Genomic DNA, 21,621 nt, shown 5'->3' on the forward strand with positions numbered 1-21,621 from the left:
GGGGGTCAGACCCGCGCCGGGACGGCCTTGCGCGAGCGGTCGTAGACCGACACCCACTTGGCGAGCCAGCCGACGCCGAACCAGCTGATGAGGCCGAGCGCGACGGCGGCGGCGCCCAGCGGGAACGCGAGCGAGACGAGGCTGATGAGGCCGGGCCCGGCCACGTTCCCGAGGTCGGCGCACAGGCGCCAGCCGCCGAGGAACTGGCGCCGGCCCTCCGGCGGGGCGACGTCGGAGCCGAGGGTGAGCACGATCCCCGAGGAGATCCCGTTGCCCAGGCCCATGAAGCAGGCGACGAGGCCGATGAGGACCGCCGTCTCGGTGAGCGGCAGCAGCACGAACCCGGCGCCGAGCACCGTCATCGCCGGGAGGGCGACCCACATGCGGCCGAAGCGGTCCATGATCGCGCCGCCGGGGTAGAACAGCAGCATGTCGACGCCGGCGGAGAGGCCGACGATGATGCTCGTGGTGGTCGCGTCGAGGCCCTGCGAGGCGGCCCAGAGCGGGATGATCGCCTGGCGGGAGGCGCGGGCGACCATGATGAGGAAGACGCCGGTGCCGAGGGTCGCGAGGACCTTCCGGTGGTCGCGCAGGACCCGCCAGAGGCTCAGGCGCGCTTCGGGTTCGGCCTCGGCGAGGCGGCGCCGCGCGCCGTCCCCGGGGAGTTCGGGCAGCGCGAGGCTGAGGAGGCCGCCCGCGAGGCTCGTGCCGGCGGCGAACGCGAAGCACGCGCCGATCGAGAACTGCTCGATGAGGGCCGCGCCCGCGAACGGGCCGATGAAGGAGCCGATGCGGAACGTCCCGCCGAGGGTCGAGAGCGCCCGGGCGCGGAAGCCGATCGCGACCGCTTCGGAGAGGTAGGCGTGCCGGGCGAGGCCGAACACGGCCGATGAGAGGCCGATGGCGAACACGCACGCGGACAGGACCGCGAGCGAGGTCGTCTGCGAGGCGGTGAGGAGCGCGGCGGCTTCCACGACGCAGGCCGCGAGCAGGACCCGCTTCTCGCCGAACCGCTGCGCGAGCGACCCGGCCGGGAGGTCGCCGGCGAGCTGGCCGAAGCCGATGAGGCCGACGATGATCGCCGCCTGCGTGACGGTCGCGCCGAGGTCGAGGGCGTAGAGGGCGATGAGCGGCACGACGGCGCCCATGCCGATGGAGATCAGGACGGTCGGGCCGTAAATCGGCACCCAGAGCCGTCGCATGCTGATCGACTGGGCGGGCTCGGACACGTTCGCGAACGTATCAACGGGTGGTGTGCACCGCTCATATCGCGTGAGCCGGATGTGACGGATTCGAACCGGTCGGCCGGTAAGGGGGTTGGAGGCGGTGGCGGGCACGCCACATTGGGAGGCGCCGTGCGTCGCCCCCGGATCAACGATGGCGCGGGGGTGTGACAGTGCGCGGCGGGTCGGCGGGGTGCCTGCCGAGGTCGTGAGCTTGAGTCGCGAACTTGGGTGCGGGCACGCGGCATTGGGAGGCGCCGTGCGTCGCCCCCGGATCAACGATGGCGCGGGGGTGTGACAGCGCGCGGCGGGTCGGCGGGGTGCCTGCCGAGGTCGTGAGCTTGAGTCGCGAACTTGGGTGCGGGCACGCGGCATTGGGAGGCGCCGTGCGTCGCCCCCGGATCAACGATGGCGCGGGGGTGTGACAGCGCGCGGCGGGTCGGCGGGGTGCCTGCCGAGGTCGTGAGCTTGAGTCGCGAACTTGGGTGCGGGCACGCGGCATTGGGAGGCGCCGTGCGTCGCCCCCGGATCAACGATGGCGCGGGGGTGTGACAGCGCGCGGCGGGTCGGCGGGGTGCCTGCCGAGGTCGTGAGCTTGAGTCGCGAACCTGATTCCGGGCACGCGGCATTGGGAGGCGTCGTCTGTCGCCCCCGGATCAACGATGGCGCGGGGGTGTGACAGTGCAATGGGGCTGACGTGTCGAACAGGCGGCGGCCCCGGGTGGGGCACCCGGGGCCGCCGGTTGTTGCGGGGACCAAGGAGGCCGGCTCGGGCCGCCGCCCGATCTTGTCGGATCAGTCAGGCGGTCGGCGCGGCCGCGGCCCAGGTGAATCAGTCAGGTGTGCAGGTCACTGCCGGGAGGGTGCTCGGGCCGTTCGCCACGAAGCCCCAGGCGGCCGATCTCGTCTGGCCTGCGGCCACCGTGCCGTTCCAGCCGACGTCGGCCGCCGTCACCGCCGAGCCCGAGGCGGTCACCGTCGCGTTCCACGAGCTCGCGATCGACTGGCCCGAGGCCCAGGTCCAGGTGAGCCGCCAGCCGCTGATCGCGGCGGCGCCGGCCGTGATGTGGACGTTGCCCTGCCAGCCGCCGTTCCAGGTGCTCACCACCTCGATCCGGGCGGTGCAGCCCGAGCCGGCGGGCGGCGGGGACGTGGTCTCGGTCGGCGGCGAGGTCGTCTCGGGCGGCGTCGTGCCGCCCGGGTCGCCGGTGCCGAGCGTCGGCGTCGTCCAGGTGCGCCACTGCGAGAGGTTCGCGGACTTGCTGGGGTGCATGGTGATCACGCCCGGCGGGTTGCCGCTCCCCTTGAGGAACGCGTTGATGCTCTGCTGGAGCGGGGTGCGCCAGTCGCTGCGGACCGCGCAGTGCGTGCCGTCCGCGACGTTCGAGTGGTACGAGACGTTGGCCCCGGCCCCGAGCGCCTTGTAGACCTCCGCGCCGCCGAGGGCCGCCACCGCACCCGAGCGGGCGCCCAGCCACTCCACGTGCGGGTTGTCCATGATGAACAGGCCGCGCGGGGCGATCATGCCGACCAGCTCGTGCGTGTCGACCGGGAGCGCGGCAGGGTTGCCCGTGTAGGCGCCGAACGCGTCGCCGAGCCACGGCTGCTCCCCGTAGGCGCTGCTCAGCGGCTGCGCCCCGCTCTCCTGCGCGATGGATCGCATCGCGCCGACGCCGCCCGAACCGGACTCGATCGGCATCGTCAGCTCGATGCGCTGGTCGAAGGCCCCGGCCACGAACGCGCCCTTGCCGTACCGCGAGCACCCGGTGACGCCGGTCGAGTCGTTCAGGATGCTCCCGCCGGACTGCTCGATGACGTCGATGATCCGGCTGACGCCCCACGCCTGCGCCATGAGCACGCCCGTGCTGCTGCCCGCGCCGTACAGCGTGTAGAACGCGCCCTGCTTATCGTTCCGGCCCGTCCCCTCGGCCCCGACCGCGCCGGGGTCGAAGTCGATCACGGCGGCGCCCGAGGACAGGATCGTGCTCGTGTCGGCGCCGAAGCCGCCGTAGACGATGACGGCCGGGAAGGGCCCGGTGCCACTCGGCAGCCGCACCGAGGCCGAGAAGCTCGTGCTGCGGCCGTTGTCGCTGACGTTCACCGTGATCCGCGAGGAGGTCACCGTGCCCGAGACGCTGTCGGGCCGCGGCTTGTCGCCGTAGACCGTGTGCTCGGCGAGCTCCTTGATCTCGGACCGGCGGCACTCCCACTGGTCGCGGCTGGTGACCCTGGTCCCGTCGATCCTGGTGAACGGGTCGGGCAGCAGCGAGTTCGAGGCCCACGAGCCCGGGATCCGGACGTCGCAGTTCGCGCCGTCCCATTCGGACGCGGCCTGCACCTGCGCCTCCGCGCTGAACCGGGTCGAGAGCGCGAGCGCCGAGGCGAGGGCGGCCGCCGCGAGCGCGACGAGCGCGAACCGCAGCCTGCGGCGGTGCCGGGAGCGCCCCGGAGCGGGCCCGGCGGGCGGAGCGGCGCCGGGCGCGATCGATGATGCCATTGGCAGATTCCTTGTCTGGCCAGGGCAGTCCATCATCGACGGTGCGGGGCGGCCGGGGGCCGGCGTCAACGGTGAAACCACTCAGTTCGAAAACTTTCGTGAGGGTGCTGCCAGGATACATAGACCGATATCGATACGCAATGCCGTGTCGGCCCGCCGCGGGGTACGATCGTCACCCCGTGCGGGGACACCCGCGCGGTGACGGCAGGCTCACCAGCGCGAGGAGCATCGATGGCGTTCCCCGAAACCGACCACCCCATCGGCACCGGCGCCACCGGCGTCAGGATCGAGACCGACGCGATGGGGGAGATCGAAGTCCCCGCCGAGCACTACTGGGGCGCCCAGACCCAGCGCTCCCTCCAGCACTTCGCGATCGGCGACGACCGCATGCACACCGCCCTCTACCGCGCCTACGCGATCGTCAAGAAGGCCGCCGCGCTCGTCAACGCCGAGGGCGGGCGCCTCGACCCCGAGCTCGCCGGGGCGATCGTCCGCGCCTGCGACGAGGCCGCCGCGGGCCTGCTCGACGACGAGTTCCCGCTCTACGTCTGGCAGTCCGGCTCCGGCACCCAGTCGAACATGAACGTCAACGAGGTCATCGCCAACCGCGCCAGCCAGCTCCTCGGCGGCGGCCTCGGCCGCGAGCGCCTCGTCCACCCCAACGACCACGTCAACCTCGCGCAGTCCACGAACGACACCTTCCCGACCGCGATGCACGTCGCGACCCTCCTCGAAGTCCGCGACAACACCCTCCCGCAGCTCCTCGCCCTCGCCGCCGCGATCGGCGACCGCGCCCGCCGCTGGCACGACGTGGTCAAGATCGGCCGCACCCACCTCCAGGACGCCACCCCGCTCACCGTCGGCCAGGAGTGGTCCGGCTGGGAGGCCCAGCTCCGCGCGGCCGCCTCCCGCCTGGAGCAGTCCCTCGACGCCGTCTGCGAACTCGCCGCCGGCGGCACCGCCGTCGGCACCGGCATCAACGCCCCCGAGGGCTTCGGCGAGGCGATCGCCGCGAAGCTCGCCGAGCTCACCGGCCTGCCGCTCGTCACCGCCCCCAACAAGTTCGCGGCCCTCGGCTCCCTCGACGGCATGGTCGCCGTCAGCGCGGGCCTGCGCGGCGCCGCCATCGCGCTCATGAAGACCGCCAACGACATGCGCTGGCTCGCCTCCGGCCCCCGCGCCGGCCTGCACGAACTGCGGCTGCCCGAGAACGAGCCGGGCTCCTCGATCATGCCCGGCAAGGTGAACCCCACACAACAGGAGGCCGCCGTCATGGTCGCCCTCCAGGTCATCGGCGAGGACTCGATCGTCGCCGCCGCCGGCGCCCAAGGCAACTTCGAGCTGAACACCATGCGGCCCATCGTCATCGACAACGTGCTCCACTCCGCGCGCATCCTCGGCGACGCCTGCGGCCAGCTCCGCGTCCACAGCGTCGAGGGCATCGAGCTCGACCGCGAGGCCGTCGCCGCCTACGTCGACCGCTCCCTCATGCTCGTCACCGCGCTCAGCCCCCACATCGGCTACGACCGGGCCGCCGAGATCGCCCACAAGGCCGATCACGAGGGCCTCACCCTCCGCGAGGCCGCGCTCCGCCTCGGCGTCGAGGCCGCCGAGTTCGACCGGATCGTGGACCCCTCGACCATGGTCGGCGACCCGAAACGCGACCTCGGCCTTTGAACCGGCCCTCGGCGACCGGAGCGGCGCTAGGGTGGTCGGCATGATCGCGCTCGACCTCACCGGCAGGACCGCTCTCGTCACCGGCTCGACCCAGGGCATCGGGGAGGCGATCGCCAAGGCCCTCGCGCTCGCCGGCGCCCGCGTCGGCGTCAACGGCCGCAGCCCCGCCAAGACCGACGAGGCCGTGGCGCGCCTCGCCGCGGACGGTGGCGACTACTTCGCGGCCCCCGGCGACCTCGCCACCGAGGACGGCGCCGCCGCCGTCGCCCGGATCGCCCCCGACGTCGACGTCCTCGTGAACAACCTCGGCGTCTTCGGCGCGCAGTCCGCCCTCGAGATCACCGACGACGACTGGCGCCGCTACTGGGAGGTCAACGTCCTCTCCGCGGTCCGCCTCATCCGCACCTACCTGCCCGGCATGACCGAGCGCGGCTGGGGCCGCGTCCTCAGCATCGCCAGCGACTCCGCGATCGTCATCCCCGAGGAGATGATCCACTACGGCACCAGCAAGACCGCGCTCCTCGCCGTCTCGCGCGGCTTCGCCAAGGCCGCGGCCGGCACCGGCGTCACCGTCAACGCCGTGATCGCCGGGCCCACCCACACCGGCGGCGTCGAGGACTTCGTCTACCAGCTCGTCGACCGCGACCTGCCCTGGGACGAGGCCCAGCGCGAGTTCATGCGCCGCCACCGGCCCCAGTCGCTCCTGCGCCGCCTCATCGAGCCCGAGGAGATCGCGAACCTCGTCGCCTACCTCAGCTCCCCGCTCGCCTCCGCCACCACCGGCGCGGCCGTGCGCGTCGACGGCGGCTACGTCGACTCGATCATTCCCTAAGCGCCGCACCACGCCTCGGACTCCCGCGTCCACAGCAGCAGCACCACCGCCAGCGAGACCGCGATCCCCGCGGTCGCGCCGAACCAGGACGCGGCCTCGGCCGCGACCGTCCACCCGCCCGCGTCCGGCCCCGCGAAACCCGGACCACGACACCCGTCCCGGCGCACTGCGCTCCTCGACGCCCACGCCGGCCCCCGGCCCGGCGACGAGCCGACCGGTCCCCGCCGGCCCCGGCCCTCCGGTCGGCGATTCGTCCATGCCGCTCATCGAAACGGCCATGGACGACGATGTCGACTGCCCCTACGGTCATGGCATGCCTGTAGCAGAGTCCATCCCGAACCGACCGCCCGACCGCCTGGCGATGACCCTCTGGGACTTCTCCTGGTACGTGCGCACCGGCCCCGGCGAGCCCTTCGAGGACCTCGACGCGGCCGTCGCGAAAGCCGCCGACCTCGGGTACAACGCCGTGCGCATCTGCGCGATGCCGTTCCTGCTCTTCAGGTCCGGCCTCGACACGAGCGCCCTCCGCCTCGAACCCCTCGGCGGCCCGCACGCCGAGTACGGCTCCCGCGTCCGCTGGTACGACGTGCGCGAACCCGCCGTCATCGACGCGCGGGCACACCTGCTCGCGCTGGCCCGCGCCGCCGACCGGCACGGCGTCGCGATCATCGCCTCCTCCTGGGAGTACCAGCAGAGCCCCGCCTTCGCCGCCGACCCCGCCTGGTACGAGGCCCTGCACGCCGTCGACCCCGAGGACCGCCTCACCGTCCTCGGCGAGGCCCAGGCCGACCTCGTCGACTTCCTCGCCGAGCACGGCCTCGCCCACGTCATCGCCTGCGTCGAACCCCACAACGAGGTCCAGATCGGCCACCTCACCGCCGGACTTCCCGGCGCCGAGGACGCAGTGGTCGAACTCCAGGGCCGCCTCGAGGCCGGCATCGCGGCCTTCCAGGCCCGTCACCCCCAGGTCAGGTGCGCCCCCAACTACGGCGGCGTGCCCGTCGGTTCCCTGCGCGGCCTGCCCCGCAACGCGACCGCGCTCGCGTTCCACCCCTACGTGTACGGCGTCCTCGACGACCTCATCGAGGAGTTCGGCCTGCGCCGCCCGCCGGCCCGCTTCCCGCAGGAGCGCGCCGACGCCGCGATCCTGCGCCCGGACGCGCCCCGGATCGCCGACTGGACCCTGCCGCCCGAGCACGCCTGGAAGCTCAAGGCCTCGATCATGCAGCCGTCCGAGATCTACGTCCACGACTGGTGCGACCCCGAGGGCTTCGACCGGTGGCTCTACAACGGCTACGGGGCCCACCGGATCGCGATGGCGAACCGGCTCCGCGACTGGATCGACGCCGCGGCCGACCACGCGAAGCGCCTCGGCGTCCCGTTCTACTTCGGCGAAGGCTGGGTCGGCTACACGCCGCGCGACGGCCGCTTCGAGGAGGGCCCGGTCGGCGCCGCGATCTGCCGCGACGCGATCGCCCACTCCGTCCGCGTCGGCGCCTGGGGCACCATCGTGTGCTCCAACGCGGCCCCGCAGCACCCGATGTGGGCCGACGAGGCGCTCCAGCGCGAGTGCAACGCGGCCTTCCTCAAAGGCGCGGCCTGAGACGCCGGGCTGCCGCGCACCGCGCCCCCTGGACCGGACCGGTCCAGGGGGCGTCGCGCACGAAAAAGGCCCGCGCGCGGCGGGCCGTTGGAGCGGGTGACGGGAATCGAACCCGCGCAATCAGTTTGGAAGACTGAGACTCTACCATTGAGCTACACCCGCGCGTCCGCCTGAGCGGAACGCAGGCAAGTGTAGCCTATCGGGCCCGTCCGCGCACAAGGAGCCTTCGGCCGCGCCGCGTCCCGAGCCCCGGTCACGCCGGCCGCAGGACGCTCTCCAGCCCGCCCCTGAGATGGCCCAGGAAGACCTCGTCCTCGTACGCGCTCGCGTCGTGCCCGAGCGCCGTGTAGAAGCAGCGGCCGGCCTCGAGCCGGCGGTGCCACGCGAGCGGGTGCGGCGCGCCCATCGCGAGCTCGCCCGCGTCGTACGTCGACTCGTCGGCCTCCAGCAGCACCTCGACGTGCCGCGGGCGCTCGTCGAAGCTGTACCACTCGTCGGTCCACGCCCAGCGCTTCGGCAGGTGCGCGGTCGCGGGGTGGTCGGCCGTCTTGACGTCGATCTCGCCGGGCGTGCACCCGGGCGGGTGGCCGACGAAGCGCGCGCCCACCAGCTCCCTGAAGAACGGCCAGGACCGCTCGGCGGTCGAGGCCGCATGGACGCCGGCCCAGCCGCCGCCCCCGGTCACGTAGTCGGCGAGCGCGGCCCGCTCCAGCTCCCCGAGGACGTCCCCGGAGGGCGAGAGCCACACCACGGCCGCGAAGCGGGCGAGCTCGACCGGGTCGTGGACGGCCGCGTCCTCGGTGTGCTCGACCTCCCCGCCCAGCTCGGCGGCGATCCGCCGCACGGCCTCGACCCCGGCCGGGATCGAGTCGTGCCGGAAGCCGGTCGTCTTGGTGAAGACCAGGTACGTCGGGGAAGTCACGGCGGTCACTCCGATAGGGGGAGGGGCGCCGCGGGGCGGCGCCGGAGGGAGGGGCGGCGGGCGGGTGCCATGGGAGCTCCTAGGGAGAACGATTGCAGGGCGTAGTCTAGGCGATCTCGGCCATCGGTGCTCGGACCGGCCGCGTCGCAGCTCAACAGTGACGCGCGGCGATATCGACCACACCCGGCGGGGCCGCGACCCCCCGACGACCTAGACTCGATCGGAGCGGGGGTTCGTGCTGCGCTGCCGGCGGCCCACGGTTCGGATCAGGCATCCGGCCGACGCGAAAGCAATTGAGCGAAATCTGATCTAGGAGTACGTCTGTGAAGAGCACTGTCGAGACCCTGAGCCCGACCAGGGTGCGGCTGTCGGTCGAGGTGCCGTTCGAGGAGCTGGCGCCGTACATCAACGAGGCGTACAAGACCGTCGGGCAGCAGATCCGCGTCCCCGGCTTCCGCCCCGGCAAGGCCCCCCGCCAGGTGATCGACCAGCGCATCGGCCGCGACTCGGTCTACGCCCAGGCGCTGGACCCGGCCGTGCAGGCGAACCTGAACAAGGCCGTCACCGAGAACGAGGTGAACGCGCTGGGCCGCCCCGAGCTGACCGAGGTCAAGCCGATCGAGGACGGCAAGCCGTTCGAGTTCGTCGTCGAGACCGACGTGACCCCGAAGTTCGAGCTCCCCGACTTCGCCTCCCTCAAGGTGACCGTCGAGGCCGGCGACGTCTCCGAGGAGGACGTGGACGCGGACATCGAGTCCCAGCGCCTGCGCTTCTCGTCCCTGAAGGCCGTCGAGCGCCCCGCCGCCGAGGGCGACTTCGTGCAGATCGACCTGCGCGCCACCCAGAACGGTGAAGAGGTCGAGGGCGGCTCCGTCACCGGCATGAGCCACGAGGTCGGCTCGGGCAACCTGCTCGACGGCCTCGACGAGGCCCTCGTCGGCATGTCCGCGGGCGACGAGAAGACCATCGAGTCGACCCTCGCCGGCGAGCAGGAGGGCGAGACCGCCCAGGTCGAGGTCAAGGTCACCCAGGTCAAGGAGCGCGAGCTCCCCGACCTCGACGACGACTTCGCCGAGATGGCCAGCCCCTACGACACGCTCGAGGAGCTGCGCAACGCCACCCGCGAGCGCCTGGAGAACCAGGGCAAGACCGCGAAGGCGAACGAGGCCCGCACCAAGACCCTCGAGGCCCTCATCGAGGCCGTCGAGCTCCCGCTGCCGGAGAAGACCGTCGCCGACGAGGTCGCGCACACCCGCGGCCACCTCGAGGAGCAGGTCCAGCAGATCGCGGGCGGCTTCGACGAGTACCTCACGATGGTCGGCAAGACCGCCGAGGAGTTCGACGCCGAGCTGCGCGACGACGTCGAGTCGAACCTGCGCCAGTCGATCATCCTGGGCCAGATCGCCCGCGACCGCGAGCTCGAGGTCTCCGGCGAGCTCATGACCGCCGAGGTCGTGCGCCAGGCCCAGCAGCGCGGCGTCCCGCAGGACCAGTTCCAGCGCTTCGTCGACGAGCTGCGCACCAACGGCGGCCTCCAGCAGATCGCCGCGTCGCTGCGCCAGCAGCTCGCGCTCGAGGAGGTCGTCAAGGAGGCGTCGGTCGTCGACGCCAACGGCCAGGAGCTGACCGAGGAGGACCTCTTCCCGGGCCGCCAGAAGGCCGGCGAGACGACCGTCGACGCTGACGAGTCCGGCGACTCGGACGAGTCCGACGAGCGCGACGCCGAGGACCGCAACTAAGCCGTCCCGCACCCGGTGCTCTTGGGGCCCAACGCGACAGCGTTGGGTCCCTTGTCCATTTCAGATGTCCGGGCGGGCTTGGTAGGGGTCCGACCGCAGCCGCTCACCGCTCTTGGGTGGAGACGGCCGTCGCCTTCGCCGTGCGGCCGGACCTGCCCCTGACGGGGCCTGTCAGCCGCGTGTCAGGGCCGTGTCAGCGCCGCCCCCGAACATTCCTGTCATGAACGAAACGCACCGCGCCTCCACCGCGCAGCAGCCCACCGGCTTCGTCGCGAAGCTCCTCGCCGACAAGCACTCCGTCCCCCTGTCCATCGCCCTCCACCTCGTCCCCGGCGCCCTCATCGTCGCCGCCTACGCCTGGATCGGCGCCCCGATCACCCGCGCGCTCGGCCTCCCGATCTTCGGGGCCTGGGCCATCGGCCTCATGGTCGTGCTCCTGCCGCTCTGGTTCGGCCTGTTCTGGCTGGGCAAGCAGCAGACCGGCAGGTACACGATGCGCGGCGGCGTGGTCCGCTACCGCGACAAGCCGTTCACGCGCGGCAAGATCACCGCGATCGGCATCGGCCTCCTGGTCTACATGACGGTCGTGTCGCTCTCGCTCGCGCCGCTCGACGCCTGGACGTACGACACCCTCTTCACCTGGGTCACCTTCGAGGGCTCCGGCAGCTCCGGCACCAGCTACCTCGACGCGTACTCGACCTCCACCGTCATCACCACCCTGCTGATCTTCGGGGCCTTCACCGGCTTCCTCCTGCCGCTGATCGAGGAGTACTACTTCCGCGGCTTCCTCCTGCCGCGCCTCCCGCAGCTGGGCCGCTGGGCGCCGCTGTTCAACACGGTCCTGTTCTCGATCTACCACTTCTGGGCGATCTGGACGGTCCCCTCGAAGATCATCTTCCTCCTCCCGGGCGTCTTCTTCGTCTGGTGGAAGCACGACATCCGCGCCTCGATCTGGATGCACCCGGGTTCGGCGCTCCTCATGACCGTCGTCGGCACGACCCTGTACGCCACCGGCGCGATGTAAGCACCGCAAGCGAAGCGGCGCCCTCCAGAGTGGAGGGCGCCGCTTCGCGTCGTGCGGGTCTCAGCGGTCGAGCCAGCGGCGCAGCGCCTCGAGCGAGTTCTCCGGGTTCGTGTTGAAGCTCAAGCGGATGCCGGGCCGCGCGTCGACCAGGACGTTGACGATCCGCTCGAACAGGACGGTGTTGTCGGGGAGCAGCCGGATGCCGCCGCCCACGAGCGCGAGCCCGGCGGGCCGCGCGGCGAGGCGCTTGCGGAGCTCGGCCTCGGCCTCGTCGGGGTCCGTGCCGATCCCGGCGAACTCGACGTCGACGCCGGCCTCGCGCATCGCCGCGATGCCCCGCTCGATCTGTCCGGCGAGGTCTTCGGCCGTCAGGCCCGGCGGCAGCTCGCCCGGCCCGAACGCCTCGGGGAGGATGCCGACGAACACGGCCCGCTCGTCGGACGGCGGCGGCACAAGTGAACGCTGGTGGGACATGGGGGCGGCTCCTCGCTCGGGGGGGCCGCCGCCGGGCGGCGGCGGGGACGCCGGGGCGTCCACGCCGTCCAACAGCCGCCCCCGAGCCGCTATTCCGGCTCAGCCGGCGGTGAGGCGCACCGTGCAGCGGCCTGTGGCCGGGAGCGGAATGTACAACCTGACGCCCTGGGCCGCATCGGTTCCCGACAGGTGCGTGTAGTCCTCGCCGGGGTGGTAGCCGCGGGTGAACGGACCCGCGGCGTCGGCCTCGACCGTGATCCGGTCCTCGCCGCGCCGGTAGACCGCCTCGGGCCCGTCGAGCGCGAAGCCGCCCTCGACCGGCCGCACCCCCTCGAGCTGCCCGCCGTCGCGGAACGCGAGTTCGAGCACCTGCCGCACCCGCGCCGGCGCCGCCTGCACGGTCAGCCGGGCCTCGCGCTCGCCCACGACCACCTGGACCTCGGTCGCGAGCGCGACCTCCTCGGCCGGGCGGTGCGCGAAGTCCATCGCGGCCGAGAAGCGGCCCTCGTCGGCCAGCTCGTAGACCGCGTCGGCGCGCCGGCGACCGGCCGGCAGCGGCCCGTAGTACGCCGCGCTCGCCCGCTCCCGCAGCGTGAACGCGTTCCCCTCCGCCGCGAACGACTCGGCCCGGAACGGCCCCAGGCCGAAGAAGTCCCGCGAGAGCCGCACCGAGTCCAGCACCGCGCCGCCCGCGAACAGCCGCAGGAACGTCGGGTTCGTCGCGAGCCCCGACCGGATGCGGCCCTGGGACGCGTAGTCCGAGCCGCCGTACACGGTCACCGCGAAACCGCCGTCGCGCGCCACCGCCAGGCCCGAGCCCGCGAACACGGTCGTGGCCGGCCGGCGCGGCTCGGCCGCCGGCAGTGGCCCGGCCAGCGCCGGCTCCAGCAGGACCTCCGCGAGCGCGTCGGCGGGGTGCGGGATCGACCCGATCCCCTCGGCCACCGCCGCGAAGTCGCCGCGGCCGCGCAGGATCGCGAAGCGCCGGAACTGCATCAGGAACGGCGCCAGCGCGATCGTCCCCTGCTGGTCCTGGCGCCGCGAGTGGACCGTCTCCACGGTCCCGTCCGGCAGCGCCGCCGCCGCGACCGCCTCCAGGCTGCGCTCGACCAGGTCGAGCAGCTCGGGCCGGTCCAGGATCGTGCCGATCGCCGTCAGGGACGGGTTCGAGACGTACAGCGCGTAGTTCGCGCTGCGCTCGGAGTACCAGCCGTCCGCGTCGATGTCGACGCCCTCGGCCAGCCACTCGTCGACGCGCGCGACCAGGCGCGGGTCCGGCCAGTGCCGGTGCAGGCGCGCGAGCACCGACGACAGCTCCCAGCGGTGGTTCGGGGTGTGGACCCCGCCCAGGCGCAGCGGCTCGGCGGCCGCGGCCGCGATCCGCGCCAGCGCCTCCGCCAAGGGCTGCAACGCGTCCACGCCGTCGAGGAGCGCGTACGCGTCGCACAGGTCGTTGACCGTGAACGCCGTGTCGGGCGGGGAGGCGAAGTTCTCGCCGTCGAACAGGCCGTTGTCGGCCTGCATGCCGGCGAGGAAGTCCACCAGGCGCGCGGCGGCGGCGGCCGCCGCGTGGGACCCGTGGTGCTCGGACGCCGGGTTCACCGCGCAGGCCACGAGGGCCTTCGCGGCGCTCATGACCGCCCGGTGGTGCGGGTCGGACGCCAGCAGCGCGTCCGCGCCCGCGAGCACCTCCCGGGCCCGCAGGTCGGCGGCCGCCGTGACGGCCGCCGTGAACTCAGTCCTTGAGCCCGGCATTGATGTCCTCGTTCATGACGTACTTCTGGAACACGATGAAGATGAGCACCAGCGGCAGGATCGACATCACCGACGCGGCCAGCAGCAGCGGCCAGTCGATGTTCTCGGCGCCCACGATGCTGCGCAGCGCGATCTGGAGCGTGAACTTGCGCTCGTCGGCGACCACGATGAGCGGCCACACGTAGTCGTTCCAGCGCCACTGGAACGAGAAGATCGCCAGCGTCATGATGATCGGCCGCGACATCGGCAGCATGATCCGGAAGAAGATCCCCGCCTCGCGGGCGCCGTCGATGCGCGCCGCCTCCACGATGTCGTCGGGCACCGACAGGAAGTACTGCCGGAACATGAACACGCCCGTGGCCGTGAGGATCGAGGGCACCACCAGGCCCGCGAACGTGTCGTACATGCCGAGGTCGCGGATGACGAGGAACGTGGGGGAGAGGATGACCTCGGTCGGCAGCATCGTGGTCGCCAGGAGGCAGATGAAGAAGACCCGCACCCAGCGCTGCTCGCGGTACTTCGCCAGCGCGTACCCGGTCATGGCGCTCGCCATCACCGTCAGCGCCGTGGTCGCCAGCGCCACGGCCAGCGTGTTCGAGAAGTACAGCATGAAGTCGAAGCGGTTCCACGCCTTCTCGAAGCCGCCGAGCGTCGGGTCCTCGGGGAGGATCGAGAGCGGGTACTGGAACAGCTCCGACCCGGGTTTGAAGGCGCTCAGCAGGAACCACAGGATCGGGAAGGCGTACACGGCGGCCAGGAGCCACAGGAACGCCGTCACCGGGATGGCGGTGCCGAGCTCCTTCGCCTTGCGGGCCTTGCGGGTGCGCGGCCGGGCCGCGGCGGTCGTCGCGGTGCTCATGCGCCTCGCCTCCGGTTGACCGCCATCTGGATCAGCGCGATGGACAGCAGGATGAGCAGCAGGATCATCGACACGGCGCTGGCGTAGCCGACGTCGGCGCGCTTGAAGCCGGTCTCGTAGATGTACTGGATGAGGAACACGTTCGACGTGCCCGGGCCGCCCCCGTTGAGGGCCTGGACCATCGCGAACTCCTTCATCGCGCCGAGCGAGGACAGCAGGATCACCAGGAAGGAGGTGGGCGCGATCGACGGCAGCGTGATGTGCCGGAAGCGCTGCCAGGCGTTCGCGCCGTCGATCTCGGCAGCCTCGTAGTAGGCGCGCGGCACGTTCTTGAGGGCGGCGATGAAGATGAGCATGTTGAACGCCGTGCCGCCCCACGTCGCGGCCATGACCACGACCATGAGCGCCAGGTCGGGGTCGGTCTGCCACGCGAGCGGGTTCCCGCCGAGCTCGGTGACGACGTAGTTGACGAAGCCGAAGCTCTCGCCGAACATCCACCGCCAGATGACGCCGGCGACGATGGGGGAGATGAGCCACGGGAAGAAGAACACGATCTTCGCCGCGGACCTCCCCTTGGCGTGGTTCGACACCAGGAGCGACGCCACGCTCAGCGACATCACGTACATGAGCGGGACGCTGAAGGCCGCGAACAGGAGGCTGCGGGTGAGCGCCTGGTAGAACGTGGGGTCGCCGAAGAGCTTCTCGTAGTTCGCGAGCCCGATGAAGTCGTATGTCCCGATGCCGGTGTAGTCGGTGAAAGAGTAGATCAGGCCCAGGCTGCCGGGCCAGACGAAGAACACGGCGAACAGGACGATGCTGAGGCCGGCGAGCCCGAGCGGGGCGAGCCGGTACTTGGGGCGCCGGCCCCGGCCGGGCCGCTGGCGCGGCCCGGCGGGGCGTTCGGTGGCGATGGCGGTGGCCGTCACGGTGCTACTCGCAGATGATGTTCTCGTTGAGCGAAGCGATGATGTTCGCGATGGTCGTGGCGACGTCCTGCTCCCCGTTGGCGAGCTTGATCGCCTCGTCCTTGAGCGGGTCGGCGTCGCCGCCGGCCGCCTGGCCCTTGTAGACCATCTGGAGGGCCGACTGCTCCTGGGAGCTGGAGATCGGGTCGGAGGCCGCGATCTCCTCGTTGTACAGGTCGAAGCTGGCCTGCGAGGCGCCGTAGTCGATGTCGAGCCCCTGGATGACCGGGAGGAACCCGGAGATCTCGGCGATCTCGGTGTAGTTCCCGGCCTCGAACAGCCAGCTGATGAAGTCGAGCGCGGCCTGGGACTTCTCGCCGTTGAAGGCCACGATGTAGCCGCCGCCGAGGTTGGTGGCGCGGCGGGTCTGGGCCGGCATGAGGGCCGAGGCCCACTCGAAGTCGGCGATGTTCGCCTGGAAGTCGGCGACCTGCCACGAGCCCGAGTAGTAGGCGGCGACCTGGCCGGACTTGAACAGCGCGTTCGCGTCGTCCCCGGAGACCCACACCGAGCGCGGCATGACGTCGTCGTCGTTGATGTCGGCGAAGAACTGGAGCGCGGCGGTCGTCTCGGCCTCCTTGGTCGAGTACGTGCAGTCCTCGCCGAGGGTGAAGCCGTCGCTGCCGAACTGGTACATGAACGAGCGCAGGCGGTGCGAGGACGGGTCCATCACCAGGCCGTAGCGCGCTCCAGTCGCGGCCTTGACCTCCTTGACCGCGGCGATGAACTCGTCCCAGGTCCACAGCTGGTCCGCGGTGGTCGGGTAGGCCACCCCGGCCTGGTCGAACAGGCTCTTGTTGACGTAGAGGCCGACGGCGGTGAGGTCGGTGAGGAAGGTCGGGACGGCGCCCTCCTCGTTCTCCGCGAGCAGGTTCTCCATGACGCCGCGCTCGGCGGCGATGTCGGCGAGGTCCTCGAGCTGGTTCATCCAGATCGGGTCGATCGCCGTGACGCGGGCGAGGTCGGGCAGGCCGTCGGCCTGGGCGGCGTTCCGCAGCCGGGTGTTGAAGTCGTCGTACGGGATGTCGTCGATGTCGACGGTGACACCGGTCTCCTCGAAGTACTTGTCGGCCATCGCCTGGAAGCCGCCGCCCTGGTTGGCGTCGCCGGACAGCCAGAACTTGAGGGTGTCGGCGCCGCCTTCGTCGTCGCCGCCGATGAACCCGCAGGCGCTGAGGGGCAGTGCCGCCGCCCCGGCGGTGCCGGCGCTGAGGACGAGTCTTCTCTTCATTGAGCTTCTCTTTTCGGGAAAGGGATTCGACGGCCGAGAACGGCCGCCTCCCGGGCCGCTGGAGCGTTCCGGAGCGGACGCGAGTGCCACAGGTCACTCGTGAAGCGCTTGCCCGAACGTACCAGACCTTCGACTAGCGCGCGACAGTAGGTCCCGACCAGTGGTTTTGCGGGCCCTGAGGTCGCGCTCCCAGCGCCTGCCGGTCGCCTTGAACTCCTTGATGATTCGAGTAAAGCGGCAGGTGTCGGGCCGGTGTCGGCGTTCCCCCGGAGTGCTCCCGCTTCGCGTCCCGCTCGGCGGCGGGGCCGGCCTTCGCGGCGCGCCGAACGGGCGGTGCGGGGGCCGGGCGCAATTCACTCCATTTCTGACATGTGAGGAAATCTCGGATAGTCCTACTGCGAGGTAACCGAATCGGCCGATTCCTTGGTACCTTGTGACAGATGCCATAGCCCGTTTCCTCCCGAACGGTGTCCCTAGATGGTGAACCATCCCCCCGTACGCCGTTTCCTCCTCACCGCCGCCGCCGCGACCCTCGCCGCCGCCGGCCTCGCCGCGTCCCCCGCGAGCGCCCGGACCGCCGAGATCCTCGGCGCCGGCAGCCCCGACGCCATCCCCGGCTCCTACATCGTCGTCTTCGAGGACGACGCCAGCACCGGCCTCGTCGACGACTACGGCCGCGTCGAGGACGTCTTCGACTCCGTCGACACCGTCCTCGCCTCGATGAGCGAGTCCGCGGCCGAACGCCTCGCCGCCGACCCCGGCGTCGCCTACGTCGAGCAGAACCGGACCGTCTCCATCGACGCCACCCAGACCGACCCGCCCTCCTGGGGCCTCGACCGCGTCGACCAGGCCGCCCTCCCGCTCGACGCGTCCTACACCTACCCCAACGCCGGCGAAGGCGTCACCGCCTACATCATCGACACCGGAATCTGGGCCGCCACCGCCGACTTCTCCGGCCGCACCGGCACCGGCTTCTCCGCGATCCTCCCCGGCCTCCAGGGCCTCGACTGCAACGGCCACGGCACCCACGTCGCCGGCACCGTCGGCGGCACGCAGCACGGGGTCGCCAAAGCGGTCACCATCGTGCCCGTCCAGGTCCTCAACTGCCTCGGCTCCGGCACCACCGCCGGCGTCATCGACGGCGTGAACTGGGTGACCGAGAACGCCGTCAAGCCCGCCGTCGCCAACATGAGCCTCGGCGGCGGCCTCAGCGACGCCCTCGACGCCGCCGTCGCGGCCTCGATCGACTCCGGCGTCACCTACGCCGTCGCCGCCGGCAACGAGACCGCCGACGCCTGCGGCGTCTCCCCGGCCCGCACCCCCGGCGCCATCACCGTCGCCGCCTCCACCGAGACCGACGCCCGCGCCGACTTCTCCAACTTCGGCTCCTGCGTCGACCTCTTCGCCCCCGGCGAGAACATCACCTCGCCCTACCTCCTCGGCACCCCCGCGGCGCTGAGCGGCACCTCCATGGCCTCCCCGCACGTCGCGGGCGCGGCCGCCCTCTACCTCTCCGCCCACCCGGACGCCACCCCCGCCGAGGTCGACGCCGCCCTCACCGCGGCCGCCGTCCCCGGCGCGATCAGCGACGTCCAAGGCAGCCCCAACCTGCTCCTCAACGTCACCGACTAGCCCGCGCCCCAACCGATGAGGACCCGGCCCGGCGGCCGGGTCCTCGCCCGCGCCCGCCGCGTTTCCCGGCCCGCCGCACCGGACACCCCCTCCGCGCCGCCGCCTCCGCCTCCGCCCCGACCGGCCCCGATCCCCGACCGCGCTCCGCTGGCAGCGAACACGGAGCCCAGGCGCGTCCGATCGTCGCCGGGACGGGCTAAGGTCTGGATTGGCAGCCGCAACGCTGAAGCCCATATCGCCGAGACAGAATGAAGGTGCAAGACATGGAGCATTCGATTCCATTCTCCTCGCAGCTGGAGAAGGACGTCGTCAACGCGATCGCCCGTCGCGGCGGCGGCGGTGCGCCCGAGCCCGGTCTGGACGCCATGGTCTTCGACCGGCTGCTCAAGGAGCGCATCATCTTCCTCGGCTCCGAGGTCACCTCCGAGCTCGCCAACCGCCTCTGCGCCCAGCTCATCCTGCTGGAGGCCGAGGACGACGAGCGCGACATCAAGCTCTACATCAACTCGCCCGGCGGCTCGGTCTACGACGGCATGGCCATCTACGACACCATGCAGTTCATCAAGAACGACGTCCAGACCATCGCCATGGGCATGGCCGCCTCCATGGGCCAGCTGCTCCTGTGCGCCGGCACCGCGGGCAAGCGCTACGCGCTCCCGCACGCGCGCATCATGATGCACCAGCCCTCCGGCGGCATCGGCGGCACCGCCTCCGACGTGGCGATCCTCGCCGAGCAGATGCTCTACACCAAGCAGATGTTCCAGGAGCGCGTCGCCCACCACACCGGCCGCACGATCGAGGAGATCGAGCGCGACTCCGACCGCGACCGCTGGTTCACCGCCTCCGAGGCGAAGGACTACGGCTTCATCGACAACGTCGTCCAGCGGGTGTCCGAAGTCCCCGCCGAGTCCAACTAGCAAGGAACAGGGGGAGACCAGATGATGGACATCCACGCCCAGGCCGGCGGCTTCGACCCGCGCGCCCGCTACATCGTCCCGTCGTTCACCGAGAAGACCTCGTACGGGATCAAGGAGATGAACCCGTACAACAAGATGTTCGAGGACCGGATCATCTTCCTCGGTTCCCCGGTCGACGACACCTCGGCCAACGACATCATGAGCCAGCTGATCGTCCTCGAGGGCAACGACCCCGACCGGGACATCATCATGTACATCAACTCGCCCGGCGGCTCGCTCACCGCGCTCATGGCCATCTACGACACCATGCAGTACGTGCGCCCGGACATCCAGACCGTGTGCATGGGCCAGGCCGCCTCGGCCGCCGCGGTGCTCCTCGCCGCCGGGACCCCGGGCAAGCGCACCGCGCTGCCGAACTCCCGCGTGATCATCCACCAGCCCGCCACCGAGGGCACCTTCGGCCAGGCCTCCGACATGGAGATCCAGGCCCGGGAGATCATGCGCATGCGCGACCAGCTCGAGAAGATCCTCGCCCGCCACACCGGCCAGGACGTCACGAAGGTCCGCCGCGACATCGAGCGCGACAAGATCTTCACCGCCGAGGAGGCCGTCGCCTACGGCCTGGTCGACAACGTCCTCACCTACCGCAAGAAGAACGCCCTGCCGGCCGAAGCGGCCGCGTAAGACGTCCCGCCGAAGCGCGGCGGCCCGCCCGGCCGCCGCGCTTCCGCAGCCCCGAATCCTCCCTCGATCGCCCCCGAATGTCGCCCGTCCGCGATACCGTGGCGCTGGCACCCGCCGCCGCCCGGAACCGGACCCGCCAACACGGTCTGAGACCGCCCTGGCGCCGTGGCCGCAAATGCGAAATACTGGATCGAGACACCGGTTCGTCCTGAATCAACGGAGCAAGCAAGCACGCACGCTCGGCGGCCCTGGATCGCACGCCGCCGAGGGAGGGAGTTACCGCGATGGCCCCACGCCTGGGTGACAGCGAGATCTTGAAGTGCTCGTTCTGCTCGAAGTCGCAGCGGCAGGTCCGGAAGCTCATCGCCGGCCCGAACAACGTCTACATCTGCGACGAGTGCATCGACCTCTGCAACGAGATCATCGAAGAGGAGTTCGCCGAGGACGCCGAGGTGGCCTGGGAGGACCTGCCCAAGCCCAAGGAGATCGTCGAGTTCCTCGACCAGTGGGTGATCGGCCAGGACAACGCGAAGCGCGCGCTCGCGGTCGCGGTCTACAACCACTACAAACGCGTCCAGCTCGACGAGCTCGGCTCGATCCGCGGCGGCGACCACGTCGAACTCCAGAAGTCGAACATCCTCATGGTCGGCCCCACCGGCTCCGGCAAGACCCACCTCGCCCAGACGCTCGCCCGGATGCTCGACGTCCCGTTCGCGATCGCCGACGCCACGGCCCTCACCGAGGCCGGCTACGTCGGCGACGACGTGGAGAACATCCTCCTCAAGCTCATCCAGGCCGCCGACTTCGACGTCAAGCGCGCCGAGACCGGCATCATCTACATCGACGAGATCGACAAGGCCGGACGCAAGGCCGAGAACCCCTCGATCACCCGCGACGTCTCCGGCGAGGGCGTGCAGCAGGCGCTCCTGAAAATCCTCGAAGGCACCGTCTCCTCAGTGCCCCCGCAGGGCGGGCGCAAGCACCCGCACCAGGAGCACATCCAGATCGACACCACGAACATCCTCTTCATCTGCGGCGGCGCGTTCGCCGGGATCGAGGAGATCATCAAGGGCCGCATCGGCAAGCGCACGGTCGGCTTCACCGCCCCGCTGCACGCCGAGGACGCCGAGGGCGACGCGATCGTCTCCCAGGTCATGCCCGACGACCTGCTCAAGTACGGGCTCATCCCCGAGATGGTCGGGCGCCTGCCGATCCTCACCACCGTCGACCACCTCGACAAGGCCGCGCTCCTGCGCATCCTGACCGAGCCGCGCAACGCCCTGGTGAAGCAGTACCAGCGCCTCCTCGAACTCGACGGCGTCGAGCTCGTCTTCGCCGACGACGCCCTGGAGCCGATCGTGGAGTCCGCGCTGCTGCGCGGCACCGGCGCGCGGGGCCTGCGGGCGATCATGGAGGAGGTCCTCCAGCCCGTCATGTTCGAGATCCCCTCGCGGGCCGACGAGGTCGCGCGGGTCGAGATCACCGCCGACGTGGTGCGCCGCAACGTGAACCCGACGCTCGTGCCGCGCACGAAGTCGACCCCGCGGCGCCCGGTGCGGATGCGCCGCGAGAAGTCGGCCTGAATCC

The 21,621-nt window shown here is 71.3% G+C and carries 18 protein-coding genes and 1 tRNA gene; 9 read left to right on the forward strand and 10 right to left on the reverse strand.

The annotated features are described in order from the left end of the window. Positions 1-5 precede the first annotated feature (5 nt). On the reverse strand, positions 6-1,229 hold the full coding sequence (locus EIW28_RS08335; RefSeq protein WP_197717150.1) for an MFS transporter: 1,224 nt from the start codon (positions 1,227-1,229) through the stop codon (positions 6-8). 826 nt (positions 1,230-2,055) lie between these two features. Beyond that, complete coding sequence (locus EIW28_RS08340; RefSeq protein WP_125247235.1) at positions 2,056-3,720, reverse strand: glucuronyl esterase domain-containing protein; 1,665 nt, start codon at positions 3,718-3,720, stop codon at positions 2,056-2,058. 231 nt (positions 3,721-3,951) lie between these two features. Here EIW28_RS08340 and EIW28_RS08345 point away from each other — a divergent pair, with 231 nt between their 5' ends. Then, positions 3,952-5,397 carry a class II fumarate hydratase gene (locus tag EIW28_RS08345; RefSeq protein WP_125247236.1) on the forward strand — a complete coding sequence of 482 codons (1,446 nt, stop codon included), beginning with the start codon at positions 3,952-3,954 and terminating at the stop codon, positions 5,395-5,397. A 43-nt stretch (positions 5,398-5,440) separates the two neighbouring features. Continuing rightward, positions 5,441-6,229 (forward strand): SDR family NAD(P)-dependent oxidoreductase, encoded by a 789-nt coding sequence (locus EIW28_RS08350; RefSeq protein ID WP_125247571.1) that lies wholly within the window; start codon positions 5,441-5,443, stop codon positions 6,227-6,229. On the opposite strand, the gene EIW28_RS24140 is transcribed toward EIW28_RS08350, so the two are convergent. Continuing rightward, positions 6,226-6,396 carry a hypothetical protein gene (locus EIW28_RS24140; protein WP_158630329.1) on the reverse strand — a complete coding sequence of 57 codons (171 nt, stop codon included), beginning with the start codon at positions 6,394-6,396 and terminating at the stop codon, positions 6,226-6,228. The genes EIW28_RS08350 and EIW28_RS24140 overlap by 4 nt on opposite strands. A gap of 146 nt (positions 6,397-6,542) precedes the next feature. On the opposite strand from EIW28_RS24140, the gene EIW28_RS08355 reads away from it, so the two are divergent. After that, complete coding sequence (locus tag EIW28_RS08355; protein WP_125247237.1) at positions 6,543-7,832, forward strand: cellulase-like family protein; 1,290 nt, start codon at positions 6,543-6,545, stop codon at positions 7,830-7,832. Positions 7,833-7,920: 88 nt separating this feature from the next. Here the strand turns inward: EIW28_RS08355 and EIW28_RS08360 are convergent. Together EIW28_RS08360 and EIW28_RS08365 are read right to left on the reverse strand one after the other, a co-directional pair. After that, positions 7,921-7,994, reverse strand: a tRNA-Gly gene (locus EIW28_RS08360). A gap of 91 nt (positions 7,995-8,085) precedes the next feature. Continuing rightward, positions 8,086-8,754, reverse strand: a complete 669-nt coding sequence (locus EIW28_RS08365) for a ThuA domain-containing protein (RefSeq protein ID WP_125247238.1) — start codon at positions 8,752-8,754, stop codon at positions 8,086-8,088. Between the two features lie 323 nt (positions 8,755-9,077). Here EIW28_RS08365 and tig point away from each other — a divergent pair, with 323 nt between their 5' ends. Then, a complete protein-coding gene (tig, locus tag EIW28_RS08370; protein WP_125247239.1) occupies positions 9,078-10,493 on the forward strand; it encodes a trigger factor in 1,416 nt (471 codons plus the stop codon). Positions 10,494-10,713: 220 nt separating this feature from the next. Then, the gene (locus EIW28_RS08375) at positions 10,714-11,517 is read left to right on the forward strand and encodes a CPBP family intramembrane glutamic endopeptidase (RefSeq protein ID WP_125247240.1); all 804 of its coding nucleotides are present in this window, start codon (positions 10,714-10,716) and stop codon (positions 11,515-11,517) included. Between the two features lie 60 nt (positions 11,518-11,577). Here EIW28_RS08375 and EIW28_RS08380 read toward each other — a convergent pair whose 3' ends face one another. The 5 genes from EIW28_RS08380 to EIW28_RS08400 all read right to left on the reverse strand — a co-directional run bounded on the left by EIW28_RS08380 (position 11,578) and on the right by EIW28_RS08400 (position 16,801). Continuing rightward, complete coding sequence (locus EIW28_RS08380; RefSeq protein WP_125247241.1) at positions 11,578-11,991, reverse strand: hypothetical protein; 414 nt, start codon at positions 11,989-11,991, stop codon at positions 11,578-11,580. A 99-nt stretch (positions 11,992-12,090) separates the two neighbouring features. Further along, positions 12,091-13,746, reverse strand: a complete 1,656-nt coding sequence (locus EIW28_RS08385; protein WP_125247242.1) for a hypothetical protein — start codon at positions 13,744-13,746, stop codon at positions 12,091-12,093. Further along, a complete protein-coding gene (locus EIW28_RS08390) occupies positions 13,727-14,605 on the reverse strand; it encodes a carbohydrate ABC transporter permease (RefSeq protein WP_125247243.1) in 879 nt (292 codons plus the stop codon). The genes EIW28_RS08385 and EIW28_RS08390 overlap by 20 nt, the downstream gene beginning before the upstream one ends. Then, positions 14,602-15,531 (reverse strand): carbohydrate ABC transporter permease, encoded by a 930-nt coding sequence (locus tag EIW28_RS08395; RefSeq protein WP_232013851.1) that lies wholly within the window; start codon positions 15,529-15,531, stop codon positions 14,602-14,604. The genes EIW28_RS08390 and EIW28_RS08395 overlap by 4 nt, the downstream gene beginning before the upstream one ends. Positions 15,532-15,535: 4 nt before the next feature. After that, on the reverse strand, positions 15,536-16,801 hold the full coding sequence (locus EIW28_RS08400) for an ABC transporter substrate-binding protein (protein ID WP_125247244.1): 1,266 nt from the start codon (positions 16,799-16,801) through the stop codon (positions 15,536-15,538). A gap of 477 nt (positions 16,802-17,278) precedes the next feature. Here EIW28_RS08400 and EIW28_RS08405 point away from each other — a divergent pair, with 477 nt between their 5' ends. The 4 genes from EIW28_RS08405 to clpX all read left to right on the forward strand — a co-directional run bounded on the left by EIW28_RS08405 (position 17,279) and on the right by clpX (position 21,617). Continuing rightward, positions 17,279-18,433, forward strand: a complete 1,155-nt coding sequence (locus EIW28_RS08405) for a S8 family peptidase (RefSeq protein WP_125247245.1) — start codon at positions 17,279-17,281, stop codon at positions 18,431-18,433. Positions 18,434-18,696: 263 nt separating this feature from the next. After that, a complete protein-coding gene (locus EIW28_RS08410) occupies positions 18,697-19,350 on the forward strand; it encodes an ATP-dependent Clp protease proteolytic subunit (RefSeq protein WP_408612191.1) in 654 nt (217 codons plus the stop codon). Between the two features lie 21 nt (positions 19,351-19,371). Then, positions 19,372-20,034, forward strand: coding sequence for an ATP-dependent Clp protease proteolytic subunit (locus tag EIW28_RS08415; RefSeq protein ID WP_125247246.1), 663 nt, complete (start codon positions 19,372-19,374; stop codon positions 20,032-20,034). A 284-nt stretch (positions 20,035-20,318) separates the two neighbouring features. Then, entirely contained in the window at positions 20,319-21,617 is a 1,299-nt protein-coding gene (gene clpX / locus EIW28_RS08420) for an ATP-dependent Clp protease ATP-binding subunit ClpX (RefSeq protein WP_125247247.1), read from the forward strand. The last annotated feature ends 4 nt before the right edge of the window (positions 21,618-21,621 follow it).

It is taken from the genome of Glycomyces terrestris (assembly GCF_003933745.1).
Classification (GTDB): Bacteria; Actinomycetota; Actinomycetes; order Mycobacteriales; family Micromonosporaceae; genus Glycomyces; species Glycomyces terrestris.

Coding starts and splice junctions, on each gene's coding strand:
- EIW28_RS08340 (WP_125247235.1), bottom strand. CDS start 3,720: ATGGCATCATCGATCGCGCCCGGCGCCGCTCCGCCCGCCGGGCCCGCT.
- EIW28_RS08345 (WP_125247236.1), top strand. CDS start 3,952: ATGGCGTTCCCCGAAACCGACCACCCCATCGGCACCGGCGCCACCGGC.
- EIW28_RS08355 (WP_125247237.1), top strand. CDS start 6,543: ATGCCTGTAGCAGAGTCCATCCCGAACCGACCGCCCGACCGCCTGGCG.
- EIW28_RS08375 (WP_125247240.1), top strand. CDS start 10,714: ATGAACGAAACGCACCGCGCCTCCACCGCGCAGCAGCCCACCGGCTTC.
- EIW28_RS08380 (WP_125247241.1), bottom strand. CDS start 11,991: ATGTCCCACCAGCGTTCACTTGTGCCGCCGCCGTCCGACGAGCGGGCC.
- EIW28_RS08385 (WP_125247242.1), bottom strand. CDS start 13,746: ATGCCGGGCTCAAGGACTGAGTTCACGGCGGCCGTCACGGCGGCCGCC.
- EIW28_RS08390 (WP_125247243.1), bottom strand. CDS start 14,605: ATGAGCACCGCGACGACCGCCGCGGCCCGGCCGCGCACCCGCAAGGCC.
- EIW28_RS08400 (WP_125247244.1), bottom strand. CDS start 16,801: ATGAAGAGAAGACTCGTCCTCAGCGCCGGCACCGCCGGGGCGGCGGCA.
- EIW28_RS08405 (WP_125247245.1), top strand. CDS start 17,279: ATGGTGAACCATCCCCCCGTACGCCGTTTCCTCCTCACCGCCGCCGCC.
- EIW28_RS08410 (WP_408612191.1), top strand. CDS start 18,697: ATGGAGCATTCGATTCCATTCTCCTCGCAGCTGGAGAAGGACGTCGTC.
- EIW28_RS08415 (WP_125247246.1), top strand. CDS start 19,372: ATGATGGACATCCACGCCCAGGCCGGCGGCTTCGACCCGCGCGCCCGC.
- clpX (WP_125247247.1), top strand. CDS start 20,319: ATGGCCCCACGCCTGGGTGACAGCGAGATCTTGAAGTGCTCGTTCTGC.